Consider the following 19333-nt stretch of genomic DNA (forward strand, 5'->3'; position numbering starts at 1 on the left):
TCAATGACGGCGGTGGCGTTCGCGCCAGGCGCGATACCAGCCACCGCTGAGTAAGAACCGTGGGAAGGTCAGAAACTGTTCGACCAGCAGGCGCGATACCGCGTCCTTGCGATCACTGAACGGCTCGGAGGCTTGCGCCTCCAGGCTGTGGCCGTGGCGCTGCAGACCCAGCGCCGCGACGATCCCGATCACGCCAATCGCCACGCTCGCCAGACTCAGGCTGAACACGCCCGAGACGATCAACAGAAACGCAACGATAAACAGCGGCACGGCGATCAGGTGCAACACCAGATTGGTCGGGTGCTGATGATTGGCCGGGTATGCGCGCCATTGCCACGCGGGAAGGTTGGGGTGACGTTTGCCCATGTTGTTGCTCCTCAATCCATGTTCGATTCATGGTTGAAGAATAGGCCCGGGCGGGCAGGGCGGCGAATCAAGGTTGGCTATTGCAGTGATAGGGACAATGGCCATTCTTGATGTTGTCCCTAGAGCTTCAACTGACCGATCGCCTTGTTCAATTCCCCGGCCAGCGTCGCCAGCTCGTTACTGGTGGTCGCCGAATCCACGGTCTGCTGCACCGTGTTCTCGGTCACATCACGAATGCTCACTACGGCGCGGTTCATCTCTTCGGCTACCTGACTCTGCTGTTCTGCCGCTACCGCAATCTGCGTGTTGCTCTCGCGCATCTGCGCCACCGCCCCGGTGATCTCCGCCAGCGCTTCTCCTGCCTCTTGCGCTTGCTGCACGCAGTCGTCCGCCTTGTAGGAACTCTCCTGCATGAAGTCCACCGCATCGCGAGTGCCGGCCTGCAGCGCCGACACCATGGTGGTGATTTCATCGGTGGAGGTCTGCACGCGCTTGGCGAGGTTGCGCACCTCATCGGCGACCACTGCAAACCCGCGGCCCATTTCCCCGGCGCGGGCCGCTTCGATGGCGGCGTTGAGCGCCAGCAGATTGGTCTGTTCGGCGATGCTGTGGATCACGCTGACCACGCCGTTGATCTTCTGGCTGTCCTCGGCCAAGCGCTGAATCATTTCGGCGGTCTGCTGCACGCCGCTGGACAGGCCGGCAATCGAATGCTGAACGCGGGTCACCACTTGTTGACCGCTGCCAGCCAGACCGTCGGCGGTCTGCGACAGGTCGCGGGTGGCGCCGGCGTGCTGGGCGATGTGGTAGACGGTGGCGGTCATTTCGTTGATCGCTGTGGCAGCCTGATCGGTTTCGCTCTGCTGGCCGAGCATGCCGTGGCGCACTTCGTTCATGCTCGATGCCAGCCGCGCAGCACCGACGTCCAGTTGCCGCGCGGTGTTGGCCACGGTGGTGACCACCCGCTGATAGCCGGCCTGCATCGCGTTGAAGGCATTGGCCATCTGGCCGACTTCGTCCTTGCAGGCCAACGGCACCCGGGCCGAAAGATCGCCGGTTTTTTCCACGTGCAGCATCACGTCTTTGAGCGTGTTGAGCTGGCTGAGCAGGAAGCGGATCAGCAACTGTGAAGCGCCGAGCATCGCCAACATCAAAATGAACACTGCCACCGCATAGTTGGCGAAACGCTCACTGAATACCTGGCTCAGGCTTGGCGCGAAAGCAATGACTGCAACCTGGCCGTCGGCACGGCTGAACACCTCGGCGCCGAGCAACGGGTTTTCGCCGAACAGCGGCAAGTGGCTGATGTCGACCCAGCCGTTGCTGTCGGTGATTTCCAAAAGCGGTTGATCGTTGAGGCGCGGCGCTTCACCGCGTTTGAAGGTCAGCACCTGATCGCTCTTGGGCAGTGCCTGACCTGCGGGCCAGGCCTTGAGCAATTGCGCTTGCGCCTGCGCCGAGGCCTGAGCGGCATGGCTGCGGGCCTGCTGTTCGAGCTGTACCGCGTACAAGACCAACAACAGGGTGGTGACGAAGGCGACCGCATTGACCGCCCAGAATTTGTATTTCAGCGAGATATTGCTAAGCCAGGCACCCATGGAGGTCTTCTCTGATAGCGGAAACAGTTTTGGCAAGGTGCCATTATTGTGCCGCTACGCAGGTGTCCGGATCTTGATGTGCATCAACAAGTGATGCGTTCGCATGGATTTAGGGCAGGGAGGGCAAACCGTAGAACGCCCGGGCGCAGGCGGTGGTGTGGGTCGCGAGGTCTTCCTCGCTTTCACCTCGATGCAGCGCCACTTCACGCAACACTTCGGTCAGATACGCCGGCTCGTTTCGTCCGTTCTTCGGTTTTGGCCGTAGTGTGCGCGGCAACAGGTAAGGCGCATCGCTTTCCAGCATCAACCGACCCCGCTTGATCTCTTTCACCAACGGGTGCAAATGGGTGCCGCGACGCTCGTCACAGATCCAGCCGGTGATACCGATGTGCAGGTCGAGGTCGAGGTAACTGAACAGTGCTTTCTGCTCGCCGGTGAAGCAATGCACCACGGCGGCAGGCAACTGATCACGAAAATCACGGAGGATTTCCAGCAGGCGCAGGTTGGCATCGCGCTCATGCAGGAACACCGGCAATTGCAGTTCCACGGCCAGGGCCAGATGTTCTTCGAGGACTTTTTCCTGCTGCGGGCGCGGCGAGAAATCACGGTTGAAATCCAGCCCGCATTCACCCACCGCCACCACGTTCGATTCCTTCAGCAGACTGCGCAGACGCCGTGCGCTGTCGGCGTTCCAGTCACTGGCCGAATGCGGGTGAATACCGGCGGTGGCGAACAGTCGCTGCCCGTCCGGATCCAGTTGCTGGCACAGTTCCAGCGCCTGTTCGCTGCCCTCGACGCTGGTGCCGGTGAGCACCAGTTGGCAGACCCCGGCAGCGTAGGCGCGGTCGAGCACGGCCTGGTGTTTGTCGGCGAAACTGGGGTTGGTCAGGTTGACGCCGATATCGATGAGTTGCATGGTGCTACCTCGGGCCGAAGGCCGGAAAGCATATCAGAGCGGTAGATTTAAAAGAAAAGCCAAGAACTACAACGGCTTATGGCTGTCTGTTGAGGCCGCGAGACAGGATGGGGTGACAGAGTTGCCATCACTGTGCCAGTCTCTCGCACTTTATCAGCGCTTCAGGCGCTCTGTTTTCGTCGGTGTTTTGCGACCGCTCAGCGGTGAAAACACCCCGTATTCTTTCCGGAGAGTGGATGGTTCGTCCCTCGGTTTTGTTACTGCTGTGTGGTTCGTTGCTGCTGCCGATGACGGCGGTCGCGCGCCTGCCCGGGCCGCTGCAAGCCGTGCCGGCCACCAAGGTCCGCGACCTGACCGAAATCCGCAACAGCCGCGTGCTGCGGGTGCTGGTCAACCAGAGCCGCAACAGCTCCGGCGAAGTTCAGGGCCAGACCATCGGCGTCGAATATCACCGTTTGCGCGCCTTCGAGCAGTACCTCAATGGCCACGCCCGCGACGGCCAGGAAATCACCCTCAAGATCATTCCCAAAGCCAAGGATCAATTGCTCGGCGCGTTGCAGCGTGGTGAAGGCGATCTGGTAGCGCCGGGCGAGCTGCTCGATCTGCAACCGGGTCACGCGGTCGCCAGCAGCGAGCCGATCGCCAGCAACGTGCCGCTGGTGCTGGTCGGCATCAAGGGTGAGAAGCGCTACACCAAGGTCGAGCAACTCGCCGGCAAAACCCTGGCGCTGCCCACCGGCAGTGCGGCGGGGGAGGCGGTCAGCCAGCTCAACCAGAAACTGGCGCTGCACAAACTGGCGCCGATCAAGATCGAATGGGTCGATCCTACGTTGGCCGTCGAGGACGTGCTGGAAATGGTCCAGGGCGGGATCTTCCACCTGACCATCGTCGAGCAACCGATTGCCGAGCGCTGGGGGAAAATTCTGCCCAAACTGCGCTTCGACCGGCAGTTGATGATCAGCGAGCCGGGCGAGGAGTACTGGTTCGTGCGGCGCGATGCCGCGATGCTGCGAGCGAGCATCGACCGCTTCCTGACCGGCTACAAGACGCCGTCGAACGAAGATGCAGCGTTTCTGCGGATCTACCGCCGCCTCTATCAAGTGCACTATCCATTGGCCAAGGCTGACCGCCAGCGCCTGGAAAAACTGCGTCCGACCCTGCAAAAACATGCCGAAGCGCAGAACATGGACTGGCTGAACCTGGCAGCGCTGGCGTTCAAGGAGTCGGCACTGCAACCCAGTGCACGCGGCGGCGGAGGCCCTACCGGGCTGATGCAGATCACCCCGTCCGCGGCGCAACGGGTCGGCGTCAACAACATCCAGAATCTCGATGCGAATGTGCAGGCCGGGGCCAAGTACCTGGCGATGATCCGTCGCAAGTTCTTCAACAGCCCCAAGCTCAACGAGCGCGAGCGCATGGCGTTCACCCTCGCCGCCTACAACATCGGCCCGGAGCGTGTGCAGGGCATGCGCGCCGAGGCCCGGCGCCGTGGGCTGAACCCGAACCAATGGTTCTTTCAGGTCGAGCGCATCGCGATGGAGCAGGTGGGCATGGGCGCCGTCAGCTATGTTAATAGCGTGAACAAGTATTACTTGGCGTTCGACCGGGAGCGGGAGTCGTTGGAGCCCCGGGGACAGAAAGTTGTCTCACGCAAATGATCTAATAAATTGATTGTTATGGCGGAATATTTGCGCTTTTAACATAAATTTAACTGATTAATATGGCGGCCAACCAACAAGCACTTCTCACAACAAGGAATCGAAACATGAGCTCTCTGATCAACAAGGTCCTGTTCACCCGCGCTGGCTACGGTCTGACCATTCTGCGCATTGCCGTCGGCGTGATCTTCGCCGCCCACGGTTCGCAGAAACTCTTCGGCCTGTTTGGTGGCTACGGTCTGGCCGGCACTGCGCAATACATGGAAAGCATCGGTCTGACCCCGGGTTACCTGATGGCGACTCTGGCGGGCGGTACTGAGTTCTTCGCCGGTCTGGCATTGATCATCGGTCTGCTGGTTCGCCCGGCGGCACTGGGGCTGACCTTCCTGTCGCTGGTCGCGATTTTCTCGGTGCACATCCACAACGGTCTGTTCATGGCCAACAACGGTTACGAGTTCGCCCTGGCCCTGCTCGGTGGCAGCCTCGCGGTGCTGATCGAAGGCGCCGGCAAGCTCTCGGTGGATCGCGCCATCGCCGGTTGATCGCTCTGGTTCAAGCAAAAGGCCCGCATTGTGCGGGCCTTTTTTGTTGTGGCTGATTCTTGACACTGGCTGGTCACGTTCTCTAGGATGCCGCTCATGCGCCGATTTAAACAGCTACTTGCGGGGCGCCAGGTGACTATTCTTCAGTTGCCGTCAGAAGCCGGAACAGGGCTTCGAAATACCGCTAAAGCGCTGGTTCGGTGTTGCCTCTCACCTGCCATGCAGACTTTTGAGGCAGAGACACGACACGATGAATGCACTTCGCCCTCCAGCACGTCCCGCGCCGATCACGGCACATATCACCCAGCGCAATCCAAAAATCCTGCTTGGCGGCAAACACCAGCCGACGCTGTTGCGTTATCTCGATGGCTGGCCACGTCGCAGCGGCGGTCCTGCCGCCTTCCTGATCCAGTTTGTCGAAGATGGCGAGTCGCTCGCGCGTTTTGCCGATGACAGTTTCGACCTGGCGGTGATCCAGTCGCCCAACGCTGAAGACGCCCCGGAAATGATCCGTCAACTGACCCGCGTTGCCCGCCAGGGGCTGATTGCCCGACGCTGAGCGTCAGGGATAGTCGATCGCCACGATGTAAACGAATTGCTCGCCGGTTGGCGTCTGTACCCGAACTTCGGCGTCCAGCGCCTTGCCGATCAGGGCGCGGGCCAGTGGTGAGTCGATGCTGATCAGGCCCAGTTTCAGATCCAGCTCATCCGGGCCGACGATACGGTAGCGCGACTGTTTGCCGTCTTCGTCTTCGATGGTCACCCAGGCGCCGAAGTAGACCTTGTTCGGGTCGCTCGGTTTTTCACTGACGACCTTCAGGGCTTCAAGGCGTTTGGTGAGAAAGCGCACGCGGCTGTCGATCTCGCGCAGCATCTTCTTGCCGTAGGTGTACTCGGCATTCTCCGAACGATCGCCCTGAGCCGCCGCTTCGCTGACCGACTGCGTCACCTGCGGGCGGCGCACATGCCACAGCTCATGGAATTCGGCGCGCATCCGCGCTTCACCTTCGGGGGTGATCAGCGCGGTGCCGGCGGTGCGGGGAGGGCGATAACGGCTCATGGCAACTTCTTGTGGTATTGAGGGCTGGAGTCTATCAACCCTCGCGCAACACTGTCAGCGGGCTCGCATTCAGTGCCCGACGGGTGCCGAACACACCGGCGCCACCGATCAGGGCCGCACCGATCAACGGCAGCACCAGCAACCATGGATGCGGGTGCCAGGGCAGGTCGAACGCGAAGCGATACAACACCAGACTCACCACTTCCGAACCGATGGCCGCCAGCAAGCCGCTGACCGCACCGAGCAGGCCGAACTCGATCCGCCGTGCCTTGACCAGCAACTGCCGTTCCGCCCCCAGCGCACGCAACAATGCGCCCTGGCGAATGCGTTCATCGAGGGTTGCCTGCAACCCGGAAAACAGCACCGCCATCCCGGCCGCCAATACAAACAACAACACGTACTCTACCGCCAGGGTGACCTGAGCGAGGATGCTGCGCAGCTGTTCGAGCAAGGCTTCGACTTGCAGGATGGTCACCGCCGGGAATGCTCGTGACAACTCGACAATCTGCTGGTCGTGACCGGGCGCCAGATAGAAGCTGGTCAAGTAGGTCGCCGGCAGATCTTTCAAAGTGCCGGGCTGGAAGATCATGAAGAAGTTCGGCTGGAAGTTGTCCCAGTTGATCTCCCGCAGGCTGGTGACCTTCGCTTCGCGATTCACTCCGCCAACGCTGAACACCAGGTGGTCGCCGAGTTTGAGCTTGAGGCTTTCGGCGACTTTGCCTTCCACCGACACGCCGGGCACATCGTCCTGTGGCTGATCTTTCCACCACTCACCGGCGGTGAGCTTGTTGCCTGCTGGCAGGTCAGCGGCCCAGGTCAGGCTCAGGTCGCGCTGGATCGCCCGGTCACCGGCCGAGTCCTTGCTGACGATCTGCTGCACCGCTTCGCCGTTGATGCTGATCAGTCGTCCCGGCACCACCGGATACAACGGCGCAGCCTGGGCCGAGACATTGATCAGGTGATCGGTGAAGGCCTGCTTGTCCGCCGGCAGGATGTTCAGGGCGAAATAGTTGGGGGCATTTTTCGGTAGCTGGTTTTGCCAGGTGTCGAGCAACTCACCGCGCAGCAAAGCGATCAGCGCCATGGACAACAGGATCAGACCAAATGCCAGGGACTGTCCGGCCGCCGCCAGCGGGTGACGCAGTAACTGGCCCAAGCCGAGACGCCACGGTAGCGGTGCACGAGCCAGCAGACGACGCAGGCTGTTGAGCAGCAGCAACAGCAAACCACCCAGCACCAGTGCGGCGACCACGCCACCGCCAAGCAAGGCAAAGGTCAGCAACAGATCCAGGCTCAGGCGCCACATGATCAACCCGAGCGCACCGAGCGCTGCACCGTAGACCATCCAGGTGCTCGACGGAATCGGCAGCATGTCCCGGCGCAAAACCCGCAGCGGTGGAACGCGGCCCAATGCGGCCAGCGGCGGCAAGGCAAAACCGGCCAGCGCAACGAGCCCGGTGCCGATCCCCGCCAGCGCCGGCAGCAAGCCACCCGGCGGTACGTCGGTCGGCAGCAGATCATGCAGCAGCGCAAACAATCCCAACTGAGCAAGCCAGCCAAGCAGGGCACCGCTGAGGCTGGCGAACAGGCCGAGCACCGCCAGTTGCAGGCTGAACAGCACCATGGTTTCCCGGCGAGACAGACCCAGGCAACGCAGCAGGGCACTGGCATCGAAGCGACGGCTGGCGAAGCGATTCGCCGACAACGCCACGGCCACACCGGCCAACAGCACGGCGACCAGGCTGGCCATGTTCAGATAACGCTCGGCCTTGCCCAGGGCACCGCCGATCTGCCGGTTGCCGTCGCGGGCATCCTGAATCCGCTGGTTAGCGGCAAGGCCCGGTTTGATCAGTTGGCGATAGGTTTCCAGCGCGTTGGGTTCGCCGCGCCACAATTCGCGGTAGCTCACCCGGCTGCCAGGCTGGACCACGCCGGTTGCGGCGAGGTCGTCGAGGTTGATCAGCACCCGTGGCGTCAGGCTGTAGAAGTTGCCGGCGCGATCCGGCTCGTAGGTCAGCACCCTTGTGAGCTTCAAGGTCTTCATGCCGACGTCGATGCTGTCGCCAATCTTAAGGTCCAGCGCCGTGAGCAGGCGCGATTCGACCCAGGCTTCTCCCGGCTGTGGTTCGCCGCCCGACGTTTCGGCGGCAAACGGTGCCGGGGCACTTTTCAATTCGCCACGCAGCGGATAGGCGCGGTCGACGGCCTTGATGCTCGACAACTGAATGCCGTTATCGGTGGCGATGACGCTGGAGAATTCAACGATCTGCGCATGGTCGAGGCGCAGCTCGGTGCCGCTCTTGATCTGTTCCGTTCGGGCGGGAGAGCTGCCTTCGAGCACCAGGTCCGCGCCAAGAAACTCGGTGGCGCGCAAGGTCATGGCGCCATTCAGACGAGCGCCGAAGTAGCCGATGGCGGTACTGGCGGCAACCGCTACCAGCAAGGCAAAGAACAGCACCCGCAACTCCCCGGCGCGGGCGTCGCGCATAAGTTGGCGCAGGGCAAGACTGAACAGACGCAACAGCGGCAGACGTGCCATCAAGGCTCCAGGGGGGCGACCAGCAGGCCGGCTTCAAGTCGAATCAGACGCCGGCAGCGATGGGCCAGGCGTTCATCGTGGGTCACCAGCACCAGGGTGGTGCCGCGTTCCTTGTTCAGTTCGAACAGCAAGTCGCTGATGCGCTCGCCGGTGTGGCTGTCGAGGTTGCCGGTGGGTTCGTCGGCGAACAGCACATCCGGTTCGGCAGCGAAGGCTCGGGCAATGGCGACACGCTGCTGTTCGCCACCGGAGAGCTGGCGCGGCGAGTGCGTCAGGCGCTGACCGAGGCCGACCCGCTGCAGCAATTCGGTGGCGCGGCCGCGGGCGTCTTTGCGGCCGTCGAGCTCCAGCGGCAGCATGACGTTTTCCAGGGCGTTGAGACTGTCGAGCAACTGGAACGACTGAAAGACGAAACCCACGTGTTCGGCACGAATGCGTGCGCGCTGGTCTTCGTCGAGGTTGCTCAGGGACTGGCCGGCGAGAACGACTTCGCCGCTGCTTGGCAGGTCGAGGCCGGCGAGCAGGCCGAGCAGGGTGGATTTACCGGAGCCGGACGCGCCGACGATGGCCAGGCTGTCGCCCTTGTTCAGTTCCAGGCTGAGTTCGTGCAGGATGGTCAGTTCACCTTCCGCGCTGGGAACCACTTTGCTAAGGTTCTTCGCGGTGAGAATGCTTGCGCCCATGGAGAATCCGATGCGTGTGTGGTTTTTGAGTGCTGGCCTGGCCTTGATGTGCATGGCCCAGAACGCAGCGGCGGGTACAGTCCTGATCGTTGGCGATAGTATCAGCGCCGGTTTCGGACTGGATACCCGGTTGGGGTGGGTGTCGCTGCTCGAGCAGCGGCTCAAGGCCGAAGGTTTTGACGATAAAGTGGTCAATGCCTCCATCAGCGGCGACACCAGTGCCGGAGGCCAGGCGCGCCTGCCGGCGCTGCTTGCAGAGCATAAGCCGGAGCTGGTGATCCTCGAGTTGGGCGGCAACGATGGCCTGCGCGGAATGCCGCCGACGCAATTGCAACAAAACCTTGCGGCGATGATCGACAGCTCCCGTCAAAGCGGTGCCAGGGTGCTGTTGCTCGGCATGCAATTGCCGCCCAATTACGGCAAGCGCTACACCGATGCGTTCGCGCAGGTGTACGGCCAACTGGCCGAGGAGAAAAAGATCCCGCTGGTGCCGTTTTTCCTCGACGGGATCGGTGGACATCCCGACTTGATGCAGGCCGATGGTCTGCACCCGGCGGTCGGGGCCCAGGGCAAGTTGCTGGAAAATGTCTGGCCTACGCTAAAACCGCTGCTATGAGGCTTTTCTAGCGGCAGGCTTTCGGCTAATGTGGCGCCCCCCTAAATGGAGCCCCCGATGCCGCGTTCTGCCTGGTCCCTGTTTGCCTACCAACTGATCGAGCCTGACGAACAGCTGGATCTGTTCGCCTGCCAGGAAGTGCGGGTGCATCTGGTGACCCGTCAACTGGAGCTCGGTGGCTCGGCTGACCGAACCCTGTGCGGCAGTCTGCTGCCGGCGCAACCGCGCTGGTCGAGCGTGGATCGCCGGGTGTTTCAGGATCAGCGCCTGTGCTCGCTGTGCCGGGCGATTCTCGAATCGCAGAAGCGTGGAACCTCGCCGATCTGGCCTGAGCTGCGTTTCGAGCTTTAAGCGCAAGCATCTTCCGAACGCAGCCCGACCTGGCGGTGGCTTCAATTATGAAGAGTTCTGCCTGCCCATCGGCGCATCTCCCCGAATTCCCTGGGCGCGGTGTACAATCGCGTTCTTATACCCTTGTCGATCTTGCGAAGGATTCTCCGGATGTTGCCGCGTTTCCCTGCCGTCACCCGCTGCCTGTCTCTTGCCGCCCTGTGTGTGGCCGGCCCCGTTGCCGCATTGGAGTTTCCCCTGCCACCACCTGGTGAGGACATCATCGGCCAGGTGCAGGTGATCAAGGCCAAGTACGAAGACACCTTTGCCGATCTGGGCACCACCTACGATCTGGGCTATTCGGAAATGGTCGCGGCCAACCCGGGCGTCGATGCCTGGTTGCCGGGGGCGGGCACCGAAGTGGTCCTGCCGACCCGTTTCATCCTGCCGCCGGGTCCACGTGAAGGCATCGTGATCAACCTGGCCGAGTACCGCCTCTACTACTACCCGAAAGGCCGGAACGTGGTGTACACCTTCCCGCTGGGTATCGGTCGCGAAGGCTGGGGCTCGCCGATTGCCCACACCACGATCACTGCCAAGACGCCGAATCCGACCTGGACACCGCCAGCCTCGATCAAGGCCGAGCACGCTGCCGATGGCGATCCGCTGCCAAACGTGGTGCCGGCTGGTCCGGACAACCCGCTGGGTCCGTTCAAGTTCACTCTGGGCACACCGGGCTACCTGATCCACGGTTCGAACAAGAAGTTCGGCATCGGCATGCGTACCAGTCACGGCTGCTTCCGCATGTTCAACAATAACGTGCTGGAAATGGCCGGCATGGTGCCGGTGGGCACGTCGGTGCGAATCCTCAACGATGCGTACAAGTTCGGTCGCAGTGGCGGCAAGGTCTACCTGGAAGCGCACACGCCGATCGACGACAAGGGCAACCCGTCGGTGGTCGACAAGCACACCGCCGTGATCAACGCGATGCTCAAGCGTGAAGACATCACCAACAACCTGCGCATGAACTGGGATGTCGTCCGTGATGTAGTCGCGGCCGAAGATGGCCTGCCAACCGAAATCGGCACGCCGAACACCTCGGCGCCGATCGTCTCCAGCGCACCGATCGACTTGCAGCAGTAAGCCGATAAAAAGAACCCGCCGATGCTTGCGCGTCGGCGGGTTTTTTATTGCATGAAGAAAATTTCAGGCAAAAAAAAGCCGACCCGAAAAACGGGTCGGCTTGATAACAATCCCGAAGGACTATTACTTGCGGCTAGCTTTTTCCAGCATGCGCAGAGCACGCTCGTTAGCTTCGTCAGCAGTCTGTTGTGCTTTTTGAGCAGCAGCCAGAGCTTCATCAGCTTTACGGTAAGCTTCGTCTGCACGAGCCTGGGAGCGAGCAGCTGCGTCTTCAGTAGCGGTCAGACGTGCTTCGGTTTCTTTCGATGCGCTGCTGCAACCGGTAGCCAGAACTGCGGCCAGAGCCAGAGCAGAGAATTTCAGAACGTTGTTCATCGTGTTCCCCTTCAAGGACTTTCAATTAAGTGGCTGTCTCCTCCGATTGAGGAAATAGCCGGCGTACATACTACCCATTACTTGTAGTAAGTAAACTGACGTAAGGCAAGAAGCAAAAAAAATTGTAGGCGTTGATTCTTTTTCGAGCAACTTTTAACTGGGTTGTATAAAAAATATTCAGCTGCAAGGCCCGAGATGAGCGAGTTAATGAGAAAAAGTTCCCGTGGTCCGGTGCTGTTTTGCGGGTAGTGGCTAGAGTCTGTCTATATGGATTCGTCCACACTTTTGTTGCGTTTTTGTGCAGCGTCTCACCTATCTTTGTCCATGTTCAGGTGACTTTAAAAAACCAGGCACGTCTTAAGTCTCAACATCCGGCGATGTTCAGCCTTTCGGCTCGGGACGAGCGTCTCCCGAACCGGCCCTGAGTCCACCGGAGCTGCCCCGTCAATCAGCACGATGACGAGTGCGCCTTGAGCATTTTCGCCATTGGTGCCTACTATTTGATACGTGCTCGGGTTGCGCGAGATCGGTGCAGTTCTTCTCGGTGTCCATCAGGCACGGGGTGGCGTAGATGTTCCTTCGCCGGGAAAACATCGGTAAGGTAGGGGTCAGAATTCGAGACCCGCGAGGAGTAGTGATGAGCGAGGCGTTGTCCATCCACCATGACCAGGCTGGTCATCAGTTCGAGACCAATGTGGACGGTCATCGTGCCTACCTGACCTATATGGATCTGGGGAAACAGACCCTGGATATCTACCGCACCTTCGTGCCCAACGCATTGCGTGGCCGAGGTATCGCGGCAGCCCTGACCGAACGGGCGCTGCAGTACGCCGATGAAATGGGCTACACGGTGATTCCGTCGTGCTCCTACGTGGAGCGCTACATGGAGCGTCATCAGCGGCGCACCGCCAAGATCTGACTGACCTCACACCGCACACACAAAAACGCCGGGCAATGCCCGGCGTTTTTTTATGCCTGCGAAACGGCTATCAGCTGCGCTGACGTTTCGGCAGCACATCCTTGAGCTTGGCGTGCATGCTGCGCAAGGTGTTTTCGGTGGCCGACCAGTCGATGCAGGCATCGGTGATCGAGACGCCGTATTGCAGGTCGGCGAGGTCTTTCGGAATCGCCTGGCAACCCCAGTTCAGGTGGCTCTCGACCATCAGGCCGATGATCGACTGGTTGCCTTCGAGGATCTGGTTGGCGACGTTCTCCATCACCAGCGGTTGCAGGGCCGGATCCTTGTTGGAGTTGGCGTGGCTGCAATCGACCATGATGTTCGGCTTGATCTTCGCCTTGTTCAGCGCCTGTTCGCACAGGGCAACGCTGACCGAGTCGTAGTTCGGCTTGCCGTTGCCGCCGCGCAATACCACGTGACCGTAGGCGTTGCCCTTGGTGGTGACGATCGACACGCCACCTTCCTGGTTGATACCCAGGAAACGGTGCGGGCTGGAGACTGACTGCAAGGCGTTGATCGCCACGGTCAGGCCGCCGTCGGTGCCGTTCTTGAAACCGACCGCCGAGGACAGGCCGGAAGCCATCTCACGGTGGGTCTGGGATTCGGTGGTGCGAGCGCCGATGGCCGACCAACTGATCAGATCCTGCAGGTATTGCGGGGAGATCGGGTCGAGGGCTTCGGTGGCGGTCGGCAGGCCTTTCTCGGCCAGGTCCAGCAGCAACTGGCGACCGATGTGCAGACCGTCCTGGATCTTGAACGAGTCGTCCAGGTACGGGTCGTTGATCAGGCCTTTCCAGCCGACGGTGGTACGCGGTTTTTCGAAGTACACGCGCATGACCAGATACAAGGTGTCCGACACTTCCGCCGCCAGCACCTTCAGGCGCTCTGCGTACTCGTGGGCAGCCTTGATGTCGTGGATCGAGCAAGGCCCGATGACCACGAACAGACGGTGGTCGGTGCCATCGAGAATGTTGCGGATGACTTCGCGACCCTTGGTGACGGTGCGCAGGGCAGCGTCGCTCAGAGGGATATCACGCTTGAGCTGATCGGGAGTGATCAGTGTCTCGTTGGAGGCGACGTTTAGGTCGTTGATCGGTAAATCAGCCATCGTTTACTCGTCAGGTCACGGGTGCCGGCCGCCAGCGATCCCCGCGCGGCGGAGCACAGCAGATTTAAGCGCGTCGGGGAGCCGAACCTTATCGCGTTAGACGCCTGCTAGACAATGGGCAAGTAACTGTTCAGTCCAGCTCTGGTTACGCAAAAGCCTTGCGAACGCTGTCGTGGGAGAACTCTTCGGCGTGCTGCTCGACCCATTGCAGCGCTCGCGCCTGGATATCCTGCAGGTCATCGTGGGCATCGTTGATTCGGCAATAACGCTCGATCTGACACACCTGCTCACCCATTCGCGCACTGAACAGCGTCTGTTCATCGGTGAACGCAATGCCCACCAGATAACCTTTTTTACGGCGCAGGCACCAGGCTACATAGCCCGGATAGGCGAAGTCGGCATTAAGTGTGGGCATGCGCACTTGCAGCGCGGTGCCATGACGCCAGGCGCGGTGGTAATTGCAAGCGATGCCGCCGAGGCTGATAGTGTGCAGCTGTTGCCGCGAAATGCACTCAGGTTTGAGCAACGTTAATTCGACGGGCACATCATCCGGATGAGGAATAAACCGTCCCATGAGCACAGACTCCCTGTGTCGGCCATTTGACATTGTTTCCCCCAGTATAGTGTTCGAATCGGAACTGACCGATTTCGACGCCGACCAACGGCTGCTGGCGATGAACGGCATTTCGCTGGTGATTTTCACCAGTGTCGGCTGCGCCAGCTGCCGCTATGCCCGCGAAGTGTTGCCAGGGCTCGATCTGGCGGTCGATCGCGTGTGCTGGATCGACGCTGGCAACAACGGCGGGCTGGTCGAGCGTTATCAGGTCTTTCATTTGCCGGCGCTGTTCGTGGTGCGCGACGGCGAGTTCTTTGGGGCAGTACACACGCGCTTGAACGTCACGGAGCTGAACGCAGCCGTGGCCCAGGCGCTGGGTCGAATTGCAGAGGAGTTGCCGTGATGGGAGCAGTGAACAGACCGGTCGTGGGGATTATCGGTACCGGCGCAATTGGAGGGTTTTACGGCTTGATGCTGGCCCGGGCCGGGTTCGATGTGCACTTTTTACTGCGCAGCGAGTTTTCCGCCGTCGCCGAACGTGGTTTGCAGGTGGACAGTGCGGTTCACGGCACGCTGACGCTGAATCCGGTGCAGGCCTATTCCTCGGCTGAAGACATGCCGCCCTGTGACTGGTTGCTGGTCGGCGCCAAGACCACCAGCAATGCCGGGCTGGCGCCGTCGATCATTCAAGCGGCCAAACCCGACGCGAAAGTGCTGGTGCTGCAGAACGGCCTGGACGTCGAGGACAGTCTTCGCGCATTGCTACCCGATTCACTCCACTTGCTGGGCGGCTTGTGCCTGATCTGCGTTCACCGGGAAGGCCCGGGCCACATCACTCATCAGGCGCTGGGGGCGGTGAACGTGGGTTATCACAGCGGTCCGGCAGCCGATGATGCGGCGCGCATGGCGATCGTCGAGGAGGGCGTTGGTCTGTTCCGCACTGCGGGCATCGACTCCCAGGCCATGCCGAACCTGCATCAGGCGCGCTGGCAGAAACTGGTCTGGAACATTCCCTACAATGGTCTTTCGGTGCTGCTCGGTGCGAGCACCACACCGCTGATGGCCGATGCCGACAGCCGCATTCTGATTCAGGCGTTGATGGCCGAAGTGGTGCAGGGCGCCAAAGCCTGTGGTCATGACATGCCGCCCGGTTACGCCGAATATCTGTTCATGATGACCGAGAAAATGCCCGACTATTGGCCGAGCATGTACCACGATTTTCTGCACAAACGACCGCTGGAACTGGACGCCATCTACGCTCGACCCTTGGCAGCGGCAAAAGCGGCAGGTTGCGAGCTGCCGCGCATCGAAGCGTTGTACCGCAATTTGCGTTTCATCGACCGGCGTAACACCTGAGTCGGTTTCTTGAGGGGATTTGGGGGAAGGCATGGCCAAGAACATCGATGACAAACTGGTGCTGGCGATTTCGTCCCGTGCCCTGTTCGACCTGAGCGAGAGTCACAAGGTGTATCTGTCGAGCGGCGTCGAAGCCTATCGGCAATATCAGATCGAGCACGAAGACGAAATCCTCGCGCCGGGCGATGCCTTTCCGCTGGTGGAAAAACTGCTCAACCTCAACAGTCGCCTCGGCCGTGCCCGGGTCGAGGTGATTCTGGTGTCGCGCAACAGTGCCGACACCGGCCTGCGGGTGTTCAACTCGATCGATCATTACGGCTTGGCGATTTCCCGCGCGGCATTTGTCGGCGGGCGCAGTCCTTATCCTTATCTCAAAGCGTTCGGTTGCGACCTGTTTCTTTCTACCCATGCTGAAGACGTGCGCTCGGCGCTGGATAACGGCTTTGCGGCGGCGACCATTCTTTCCGGCGGCGCCAGCCGTGCGGCCAGCGATGAATTGCGCATCGCCTTTGACGGCGATGCGGTGCTGTTTTCCGACGAATCGGAGCGGGTCTATCAATCCGGCGGCCTCGAAGCCTTCCAGGCCAAGGAGCGTGAATCCGCTCGTGAGCCGTTGCGTGGCGGGCCGTTCAAAGGCTTCCTCGCGGCGCTCAATCTGTTGCAGCGCGAGTTCCCGGACGACGCCTGTCCGATCCGCACCGCGCTGGTCACCGCGCGTTCGGCGCCGGCTCACGAGCGGGTGATCCGCACTTTGCGCGAGTGGGACATCCGTCTGGACGAGTCGCTGTTCCTCGGCGGCCTGACCAAATCGGCGTTCCTCGAAGCCTTTGCCGCCGACGTGTTTTTCGACGATCAGGCCGGTCACTGCGAGCTGGCCCGGGAGGTGGTTGCCACCGGCCATGTCCCGCACGGCATCAGCAACGAACCGGCGGTCTAAAGCCCACGTGGTTCAAGACGTTGCGTCGCACGTCGTACTCGCCAAGGCACTGCTAAGCTGAATCAAATCTCCGCCATGTTGGCTAGCGAGGAGGTCATATGATTCGTTCGATGCTGTATGCCACTGACCTCGGTCTGTACGCACCGTTAGTGATGCAGCATGCCTTGGCGATGGCTCGAATATTCAATGCCGACTTGTATGTGGTGCACGCGGTGGAACCCATGGGGCTGTTTGCCGAATCGGTGTTGCAGAGCTATCTCGACGAGCAGGCGTTGAACGAATTTCACAGTCAGGGTCTGAAAACCGTCATCGCCAATATCGAGCAGCGGGTGCTGGACAGTTTTCGCGAGGAACTGGGGGACGAAGGCGAGCAGGATCTGCTGCGGATTCGTGCGGTGCGGGTGCTGCAGGGTGATCCGTCGCAGGTGATTCTCGACCAGGTACAGAAACTCTCCGTCGATTTGCTGATCGTAGGAAGTCACAGCCACGGGGTTGGGGCGGAAACACCGTTGGGGCGCACGGCGACTCGCTTGCTGCAATTGTCCAAGGTGCCGGTTTACATGGTGCCGCTGGTGGAGCGTCGGCGTCGGGAGGATCGCTGAGGCGGGAATAATGGCGTTTTGATAAAAAAGTTCTAGATTTATTCTTCAAACCATTAATATAGTTATATACCGTCGCTGATGCCCGTGGCGTCTACCTGCTTTGAGGGATTCATATGAAGCTTCAACAATTGCGCTACATCTGGGAAGTGGCGCACCACGACCTCAACGTTTCCGCTACAGCCCAAAGTCTCTACACCTCGCAACCGGGCATCAGTAAGCAAATCCGTCTGCTGGAAGACGAACTGGGCGTCGAAGTGTTCGCCCGCAGTGGCAAGCACCTGACCCGTGTCACTCCGGCCGGCGAGCGCATCATCACCACCGCCGGTGAGATTCTGCGCAAGGTCGAGAGCATCAAGCAGATCGCCCAGGAATTCTCCAACGAGAAAAAAGGCACCCTGTCGATCGCCACCACTCACACCCAGGCACGTTATGCACTGCCGCCGGTGATCAGCAATTTCATCAAGCAATACCCGGACGTGGCGCTGCACATGCACCAGGGTTCGCCGATGCAGATCGCCGAAATGGCCGCTGACGGCACCGTCGATTTCGCCATCGCCACCGAAGCGTTGGAGCTGTTCGGCGATCTGGTGATGATGCCGTGCTACCGCTGGAACCGCTGCGTGGTTGTACCGCAAGGCCACCCGCTGACCAAGCTGCCGAAGCTGACCCTCGAAGCGCTGGCCGAATACCCGATCGTGACTTACGTGTTCGGCTTCACCGGCCGTTCGAAACTCGACGAGGCTTTCAGCCATCGTGGCCTGACGCCGAAAGTGGTGTTCACCGCCGCCGACGCCGACGTGATCAAAACCTACGTGCGCCTGGGGCTGGGTGTCGGCATCGTGGCGAAAATGGCCGTCGATACCAAACTCGACAACGACCTGGTGGTACTCGATGCCAGCGAACTGTTCGAGTCCAGCGTGACCAAGATCGGTTTCCGTCGCGGCACTTTCCTGCGTGGTTTCATGTGCGATTTCATCGAGAAATTTGCGCCACACCTGACCCGCGAAGTCATGGCCAAGGCCATTCAGTGCCACAACAAGCAGGAACTCGAAGAGCTGTTCGAAGGCGTTGAACTGCCGGTTCACTAAGCCCCTGTCTACAGCACCTCGGTGACAGCAAACTGTTGCCGGGTGCCCGCCACCAGAATCTCCACCTCATCGCCCTCGAACTTGCCCAGCAGGCTTTTGCCCAGCGGCGAGCGCGGGGTGATGACGGTAATCGGCTGACCGACCACGTCGACTTTCAGTCCCGCCGCATCCGGTGCCAGAAACAGCCATTGCTCGCGACCCTTTTCGTCTTCCAGACCGAGCAGGGCGCCGATTTCAATTCCGCGTTGATCGTCATAGGCCCGAAGCGTCAGGTTCTGGCAGACCGCCAGTGACTGGCGGATCTCCTCGACCCGTTTCGCTTGCCCGGCCGCCAGGTACGACGCCTCAAGTCCGAGAGTGTCGTACTTGTTTTCGGCGATGTTCTCTTCGTGGGTCGCGGTTTCGTAAGCGGTTTGCGCGGCGCGTTCGGCGATATCGAGGTCGACGCGCAGTTTGTCGAGAATCAGTTGATGGACGGCGTGCTTGTTCATGATCAATCGCAGAATTGCAGGACGTTGGCGCGGCTTTTTTCGCTTGGGGCCGTCTGATCCTGCTGGAGCCAGAACTGGCATTTCGGGTTCGACTGGTTGCGCGTGCTGCTGCGGGCCTGATCGAGGCGGTTCTGCTGCTCGTTCTTGCGCAGGTTTTCTTCGTACTGCTCGAACAACGGGCTTTGTGGAGGAATATCCGGCACCGCTCGTACCGCCGGTGGATTGGCCAGTTGTTGTACGGCCTGGGCAACCGGCGCCAGTTGTTCATTGAAGACAAAGCGTGAAATGAGCCAGCAGGTCAGCGCAATGGCCAGGAAACCCAGCCACAGGCCCAAGGCAATGCTGCCGGTCAATTGCAGCGCGCTAAGCTGAACAGGCAAGGGGCGACGCGGGTTTGGGCGGTAGGGCATG

At 60.6% G+C, this 19333-nt stretch carries 23 protein-coding genes; 12 read left to right on the plus strand and 11 right to left on the minus strand.

Annotated elements, in window-relative coordinates; translation table 11 throughout:
* From AC07N4_RS26360 to AC07N4_RS26370, 3 genes are all read right to left on the minus strand, one after another.
* Window positions 1–366, minus strand: coding sequence for an Mpo1-like protein (locus AC07N4_RS26360; protein ID WP_119429646.1), 366 nt, complete (start codon window positions 364–366; stop codon window positions 1–3).
* Window positions 367–485: 119 nt separating this feature from the next.
* On the minus strand, window positions 486–1964 hold the full coding sequence (locus AC07N4_RS26365) for a methyl-accepting chemotaxis protein (protein WP_096821056.1): 1479 nt from the start codon (window positions 1962–1964) through the stop codon (window positions 486–488).
* A 109-nt stretch (window positions 1965–2073) separates the two neighbouring features.
* Complete coding sequence (locus AC07N4_RS26370) at window positions 2074–2880, minus strand: TatD family hydrolase (protein WP_493066386.1); 807 nt, start codon at window positions 2878–2880, stop codon at window positions 2074–2076.
* Between the two features lie 236 nt (window positions 2881–3116).
* On the opposite strand from AC07N4_RS26370, the gene AC07N4_RS26375 reads away from it, so the two are divergent.
* From AC07N4_RS26375 to AC07N4_RS26385, 3 genes are all read left to right on the plus strand, one after another.
* Window positions 3117–4538: an MltF family protein gene (locus AC07N4_RS26375; protein ID WP_096821058.1), complete on the plus strand. Its 1422-nt coding sequence runs from the start codon at window positions 3117–3119 to the stop codon at window positions 4536–4538.
* Window positions 4539–4645: 107 nt separating this feature from the next.
* Window positions 4646–5080, plus strand: coding sequence for a DoxX family protein (locus AC07N4_RS26380; protein ID WP_096821059.1), 435 nt, complete (start codon window positions 4646–4648; stop codon window positions 5078–5080).
* A 250-nt stretch (window positions 5081–5330) separates the two neighbouring features.
* Window positions 5331–5639, plus strand: a complete 309-nt coding sequence (locus AC07N4_RS26385) for a hypothetical protein (protein WP_096821060.1) — start codon at window positions 5331–5333, stop codon at window positions 5637–5639.
* Window positions 5640–5642: 3 nt separating this feature from the next.
* On the opposite strand, the gene greB is transcribed toward AC07N4_RS26385, so the two are convergent.
* Genes greB through AC07N4_RS26400 form a run of 3 tightly spaced genes read right to left on the minus strand, consistent with a single transcriptional unit; the run spans window position 5643 to window position 9362 of the window.
* Window positions 5643–6140, minus strand: coding sequence for a transcription elongation factor GreB (gene greB / locus AC07N4_RS26390; RefSeq protein WP_003226818.1), 498 nt, complete (start codon window positions 6138–6140; stop codon window positions 5643–5645).
* Between the two features lie 34 nt (window positions 6141–6174).
* The gene (locus tag AC07N4_RS26395; protein WP_493066387.1) at window positions 6175–8679 is read right to left on the minus strand and encodes an ABC transporter permease; all 2505 of its coding nucleotides are present in this window, start codon (window positions 8677–8679) and stop codon (window positions 6175–6177) included.
* Window positions 8679–9362: an ABC transporter ATP-binding protein gene (locus tag AC07N4_RS26400; RefSeq protein ID WP_085710774.1), complete on the minus strand. Its 684-nt coding sequence runs from the start codon at window positions 9360–9362 to the stop codon at window positions 8679–8681. Before AC07N4_RS26400 ends, AC07N4_RS26395 begins: the two co-directional genes overlap by 1 nt.
* Window positions 9363–9372: 10 nt before the next feature.
* On the opposite strand from AC07N4_RS26400, the gene AC07N4_RS26405 reads away from it, so the two are divergent.
* From AC07N4_RS26405 to AC07N4_RS26415, 3 genes are all read left to right on the plus strand, one after another.
* Entirely contained in the window at window positions 9373–9978 is a 606-nt protein-coding gene (locus AC07N4_RS26405) for an arylesterase (RefSeq protein ID WP_096821062.1), read from the plus strand.
* Window positions 9979–10035: 57 nt separating this feature from the next.
* Window positions 10036–10329: a hypothetical protein gene (locus AC07N4_RS26410; protein ID WP_007955656.1), complete on the plus strand. Its 294-nt coding sequence runs from the start codon at window positions 10036–10038 to the stop codon at window positions 10327–10329.
* 150 nt (window positions 10330–10479) lie between these two features.
* Window positions 10480–11451 carry a L,D-transpeptidase family protein gene (locus AC07N4_RS26415; RefSeq protein ID WP_096821063.1) on the plus strand — a complete coding sequence of 324 codons (972 nt, stop codon included), beginning with the start codon at window positions 10480–10482 and terminating at the stop codon, window positions 11449–11451.
* Window positions 11452–11574: 123 nt separating this feature from the next.
* Here the strand turns inward: AC07N4_RS26415 and oprI are convergent, their stop codons facing one another.
* On the minus strand, window positions 11575–11826 hold the full coding sequence (gene oprI, locus AC07N4_RS26420) for an outer membrane lipoprotei OprI (RefSeq protein ID WP_003183784.1): 252 nt from the start codon (window positions 11824–11826) through the stop codon (window positions 11575–11577).
* Between the two features lie 637 nt (window positions 11827–12463).
* Between oprI and AC07N4_RS26425 the strand changes: the two genes are divergently transcribed.
* Window positions 12464–12745 (plus strand): GNAT family N-acetyltransferase, encoded by a 282-nt coding sequence (locus AC07N4_RS26425; protein WP_007955658.1) that lies wholly within the window; start codon window positions 12464–12466, stop codon window positions 12743–12745.
* Between the two features lie 70 nt (window positions 12746–12815).
* On the opposite strand, the gene AC07N4_RS26430 is transcribed toward AC07N4_RS26425, so the two are convergent.
* On the minus strand, window positions 12816–13892 hold the full coding sequence (locus AC07N4_RS26430) for a 3-deoxy-7-phosphoheptulonate synthase (protein ID WP_042560279.1): 1077 nt from the start codon (window positions 13890–13892) through the stop codon (window positions 12816–12818).
* A 145-nt stretch (window positions 13893–14037) separates the two neighbouring features.
* On the minus strand, window positions 14038–14466 hold the full coding sequence (locus AC07N4_RS26435) for a PilZ domain-containing protein (RefSeq protein WP_085730573.1): 429 nt from the start codon (window positions 14464–14466) through the stop codon (window positions 14038–14040).
* On the opposite strand from AC07N4_RS26435, the gene AC07N4_RS26440 reads away from it, so the two are divergent.
* From AC07N4_RS26440 to cysB, 5 genes are all read left to right on the plus strand, one after another.
* Window positions 14465–14851, plus strand: a complete 387-nt coding sequence (locus AC07N4_RS26440; protein ID WP_493066388.1) for a thioredoxin family protein — start codon at window positions 14465–14467, stop codon at window positions 14849–14851. The two genes, AC07N4_RS26435 and AC07N4_RS26440, sit on opposite strands and share 2 nt — an antisense overlap.
* Window positions 14851–15804, plus strand: coding sequence for a putative 2-dehydropantoate 2-reductase (locus AC07N4_RS26445; protein WP_493066389.1), 954 nt, complete (start codon window positions 14851–14853; stop codon window positions 15802–15804). Before AC07N4_RS26440 ends, AC07N4_RS26445 begins: the two co-directional genes overlap by 1 nt.
* 31 nt (window positions 15805–15835) lie before the next feature.
* Window positions 15836–16741 (plus strand): 5'-nucleotidase, encoded by a 906-nt coding sequence (locus tag AC07N4_RS26450; protein WP_096821066.1) that lies wholly within the window; start codon window positions 15836–15838, stop codon window positions 16739–16741.
* 98 nt (window positions 16742–16839) lie between these two features.
* The gene (locus AC07N4_RS26455; protein WP_085730577.1) at window positions 16840–17343 is read left to right on the plus strand and encodes a universal stress protein; all 504 of its coding nucleotides are present in this window, start codon (window positions 16840–16842) and stop codon (window positions 17341–17343) included.
* A gap of 113 nt (window positions 17344–17456) precedes the next feature.
* Window positions 17457–18431 carry an HTH-type transcriptional regulator CysB gene (gene cysB, locus AC07N4_RS26460; protein WP_007955684.1) on the plus strand — a complete coding sequence of 325 codons (975 nt, stop codon included), beginning with the start codon at window positions 17457–17459 and terminating at the stop codon, window positions 18429–18431.
* Between the two features lie 8 nt (window positions 18432–18439).
* Here cysB and AC07N4_RS26465 read toward each other — a convergent pair whose 3' ends face one another.
* Window positions 18440–18922 carry a GreA/GreB family elongation factor gene (locus AC07N4_RS26465; RefSeq protein WP_096821067.1) on the minus strand — a complete coding sequence of 161 codons (483 nt, stop codon included), beginning with the start codon at window positions 18920–18922 and terminating at the stop codon, window positions 18440–18442.
* Window positions 18923–18924: 2 nt separating this feature from the next.
* The gene (locus AC07N4_RS26470) at window positions 18925–19332 is read right to left on the minus strand and encodes a hypothetical protein (protein ID WP_102620449.1); all 408 of its coding nucleotides are present in this window, start codon (window positions 19330–19332) and stop codon (window positions 18925–18927) included.
* Window position 19333 lies beyond the last annotated feature (1 nt).

This window comes from Pseudomonas sp. GW821-FHT09E04 (genome assembly GCF_059416185.1).